The organism is Microcoleus sp. MON1_C1 (assembly GCF_036701945.1).
Lineage (GTDB): Bacteria > Cyanobacteriota > Cyanobacteriia > Cyanobacteriales > Microcoleaceae > Microcoleus.
In genome coordinates this window covers 1-3,832 of record NZ_JAUBRO010000119.1, presented here as the reverse complement: position 1 = coordinate 3,832, position 3,832 = coordinate 1, and the positions used below count along the sequence as shown (strand labels likewise).

Sequence of the window (3,832 nt, the reverse complement as noted above, 5' to 3'; positions counted from 1 at the left end):
ATGATGTAGCAGATGGTGGCGCTGAGCAAGGTAGGAATCATCAAGACGCCGAACCAACCTACATAAATGCGGTTGTCTGTGCTTGTGACCCACTCACAAAAGCGTTCCCAGACATTGGCGCTTTCGCGCTGCTGTAAGGTTGTTGTCATTTGTTTATGATTGCTTTATTTTGTTTTCAATGTTCGTGACGGCTTTGTGTTCCGCCATGTAAATAAACATAAAGCATATTCTAAGGTTGGTAAAGTATTTTAACAACAGATTAACTTATGACTTTCATAAGATTGAGTTATAAACGTCAGGAATGTTGGATAAATGGGAAATAATGGACAAAAAAGTAGGGAAAGCCTGGAAGCGCGTCGCCTTCAGGCCGGGAAATATTAAGATACAGACTTTTGCTGGCTGGGTATCATAATCAGGGCCCAATAGGGAACCTCAGCGGGTTCGACATCTGCGATCGCCCGAATTCGCTGATTCGGCATAGTTGCGCGTTCTATATACAGTGCTCGATCGAACTGTCCCAACTCAATCAGCACGTCCCGGACTTTCGCAAAGTGCCGGCCCAGCTTAATAATCACAGCAGCATCAACAACCGCCAGTCGATCGCGCAAAACCTCAGCATCCAGCGTCGCAGGCATAATACTTAACACATCGTTACGATAAGTCAGCGGCACTCCCAACGCAGCCGCACTCGCCATTGTCGAAGAAATTCCCGGCACAACTTCAGTGGTAAATGTCCCCGACAAACGGTTGAATAGATACATAAACGAACCGTAGAGAAAAGGTTCGCCCTCACATAGCACCGCCACATCCCGCCCCTCGCTCAGATGTGCGGCAATTTTCTCCGCAGCAATATCATAATAAGGTTGAGACGATCGCGTCGGACTAAAAGGCAACGGCATCGGAATCTCAATTTGCTCCGGGCGCAGATAATCTGCGACGATCGCCCGCGCCAGCACCTTACCATTTTCCATCGCCGGATAGGCAATCACCGGCACCGATTGCAAAATCCGATAAGCTTTCAAAGTAATCAACTCTGGATCGCCAGGGCCAATACCCAAACCGTACAATTTACCACTAGCCTTAGTCATAATTCATCCTTTTTCGCTAACGCATTCACGGCCGCCGTTGCCATTGCACTGCCACCGCGCCGCCCGTGCAACGTAATAAATGGCACTCCCCGACTGTTGGCGGCCAGTTCGGCTTTGGATTCGGCGGCCCCGACAAATCCTACCGGGAAACCCAGAATTAAAGCCGGTTTGGGTGCTCCGGCATCCAGCATTTCCAGTAGTCGGAACAAAGCAGTCGGGGCATTGCCAATTGCCACAACCGCACCCTGCAAGTTGTCCAGCCATAAATCAAGCGCCGCGGCCGATCGAGTATTTCCGATTTGCCGCGCCAACTCCGGGATTTCGGAATGCCAGAGGGTGCAAATCACCGGATTGTCAGCCGGAAGGCGTTTGCGAGTGATGCCTTCGGCCACCATCCGGGCATCGCACAGAATCGGCGCGCCTGCGGAGAGGGCTTGGCGTCCGCAGGTGGCTGCACCGGGGGAAGCTGCTAAATCTGTAACAATATCGGTCATGCCGCAACTGTGAATTAGTCGCACGGCTACCAATTCTAAATCGGGCGGCAAGCTTGACAAATCTGCTTCGGCTCGAATTGTGGCGAAGGATTTGGTGTAGATTTCTGTTCCGTCTCGAATGTAGTCAATCATTGTTTAAAACTGCTATGGGAATTTTGTGGGATTTGTGAAATAGATTTTTTGAAGGAACCGCGAAGGCGTGAAGGACGCGAAGGAAGAAATCTCAAGAGAGATAGAAAGAGAAATGCTTAAAATTTGTCTGTTTTTATGGGATATTTTTTCACTTTCAATTCCGATTTTCGGTGCTCAACAACTCCTGCAATTGGTCGATCGCCTGCCGATCGACAAACTCACCCAATGACTCCACAGGCTCCCGAAACCGCTGATACACTCGCAACATTCGCTCGATCGCATCGGGCATCTCGATCGCACTCACCGCCTGAAAAATTTGTCGTCCGAATGGCAAATCTTTTCTACCCGCATAAATGTCGTAACCTTCGATCGTCTCGTCTCCTCGCTCAATCTGAATTCCTACCAGCGTGATATCAATGGGCTGGTGCTGGGCGCAGGACTTTTGGCAACCGCTGAAATGAATGTTAATCGGCAGGTCGATCGTCAATTTTTGCGCTAAATCCCTCACCATTGCTAGGGCGTGACTTTGAGTATCTGTCGCCGCCGACGCACAGCCACTGCTGCCGGCACAAGCCACCAAGCACGAATCTAGGCGAGTCGCCGACGAGTGCAATCCCAAATCTGCCACTTGCTGTTTTACCTCAAAAAGCTGGGAGTTGGGGATATCAGAAATTAGCAGATTTTGCCACGGCGTAAGTCTCAGGGTACCGCTGGCTAGATTTTGGGCTAAATTCGCCAAATTCCGCAGTTGCTTTGATTCTAGCCTACCGAGAGGCAGTGCAATTCCCATGTAGGAGAAACCGGACTGTCGTTGAGGATGAATGCCGAGATGTCGGTGATGGGGGAGGGATTTTTCAGATGAGGCATCTTGGCTGTTTTTGGGAAAGGTGCAAGATGTGAATTGCCATAAAAATGGTAAATTCTGCTGTACCCTTTCTAGATAACTTTCAGCGCCCCAATCTGCCAGCAGGTGACGCAAACGCGGTTTTTTGCCATCAATTCGAGGTCTATTTTTGGTGTATTCAAGATAGGTGCTAGCGAGGGCGGCTAATACTGAAATACATTGCGATTCTTGGATTAAAATTCCTGTATCGCCGTTTAAATGCAGCCGAAAAACGATTCCTGATTGGGTTGAACGACCGCATGCAGCTAATAAAATATCGTTGCGTAAAGCCTGGATCGAAACCGATTCCCCGCCGTCGAAGCCAATACTGAACTTAGGCGAAAGTTCCGACAACTCGGAATGTGTTTGCAGGTAATCATCCCAAGCTTTGACTAGCGGGCGAGTATCCAGTGACTGCTGGCGATCGATCCCTGCTGTCGGACTTGCCATAATATTGCGAATCGGGTCAACTTCAACGCGGCGAGACGCTATCCCCAATTCCTGCAAGCGGTTCCAGACTTCCGGGGCAATTTCCGAGTTCACTTCTCGGATTTGCAAATTTGCCCGATTTGTCACTTGCAAACAGCCGGTACTGTATTGATCGGCCAAATCGGCGATCGTCCAACACTGCTGTGCGTTTAAAATTCCCCCCGGAATCCGCATTCTCGATAAAACTCCGTCTCGGGCTTGGGAACCGTAAAATAAACCCGGACAAGTCGGCAAATCAGTCAAAGGTAACAAATAATCTCCTCCCCGTGCTACGCAGGGAATCCAAAAGTAAACGCCCACAAAGCGCCCCCGAAATCGGCATTCTGACTTTTACAGTTGCGGCACAGCGCCGGAATTGCACCGGACTTTCCCGCTTTCAGGTTTTAGAAAGGTATCACGACCTGACCGACAGAAAGCAAAACCCTCAACTTTCTTAACAAAACTTCTGGCGATCGCCCACCCCTGTCTTTTCATCAGCTTTCCTAATCGCAGTCATCAGTTTAACTGTCGCTCAACCCCTTTACAAACCTTAACCACACCGTTAATAATATAAACATCATCCGAACATTGACAACCAAATACAGCAATCATAAAACCATGACAACAACCTTACAGCAGCGCGAAAGCGCCAATGTCTGGGAACGCTTTTGTGAGTGGGTAACATCAACCGACAACCGCATTTATGTAGGTTGGTTCGGCGTCTTGATGATTCCTACCTTGCTCAGCGCCACCATCTGCTACATCAT

The 3,832-nt window shown here is 49.3% G+C and carries 3 protein-coding genes, 2 pseudogenes and 1 riboswitch; of the genes and pseudogenes, 1 reads left to right on the top strand and 4 read right to left on the bottom strand.

Features of this window, described 5'->3' with window-relative positions; all coding sequences use genetic code 11:
• From QUA62_RS28985 to cobG, 4 genes and pseudogenes are all read right to left on the bottom strand, one after another.
• Positions 1–149: pseudogene (locus QUA62_RS28985) on the bottom strand (photosystem II q(b) protein); the annotation flags it as partial.
• 228 nt (positions 150–377) lie between these two features.
• A complete protein-coding gene (locus QUA62_RS28980) occupies positions 378–1,088 on the bottom strand; it encodes a precorrin-2 C(20)-methyltransferase (protein ID WP_190655452.1) in 711 nt (236 codons plus the stop codon).
• Complete coding sequence (locus QUA62_RS28975) at positions 1,085–1,714, bottom strand: precorrin-8X methylmutase (RefSeq protein ID WP_006633379.1); 630 nt, start codon at positions 1,712–1,714, stop codon at positions 1,085–1,087. The genes QUA62_RS28980 and QUA62_RS28975 overlap by 4 nt, the downstream gene beginning before the upstream one ends.
• A gap of 154 nt (positions 1,715–1,868) precedes the next feature.
• Positions 1,869–3,386, bottom strand: coding sequence for a precorrin-3B synthase (gene cobG / locus QUA62_RS28970; protein ID WP_333408248.1), 1,518 nt, complete (start codon positions 3,384–3,386; stop codon positions 1,869–1,871).
• A gap of 8 nt (positions 3,387–3,394) precedes the next feature.
• Positions 3,395–3,474, bottom strand: a riboswitch (adenosylcobalamin-variant (AdoCbl-variant) riboswitch).
• A gap of 209 nt (positions 3,475–3,683) precedes the next feature.
• On the opposite strand from cobG, the pseudogene QUA62_RS28965 reads away from it, so the two are divergent.
• Positions 3,684–3,832 (top strand): annotated as a pseudogene (locus QUA62_RS28965) (photosystem II q(b) protein); the annotation flags it as partial.

Coding starts and splice junctions, on each gene's coding strand:
- QUA62_RS28975 (WP_006633379.1), bottom strand. CDS start 1,714: ATGATTGACTACATTCGAGACGGAACAGAAATCTACACCAAATCCTTC.
- QUA62_RS28980 (WP_190655452.1), bottom strand. CDS start 1,088: ATGACTAAGGCTAGTGGTAAATTGTACGGTTTGGGTATTGGCCCTGGC.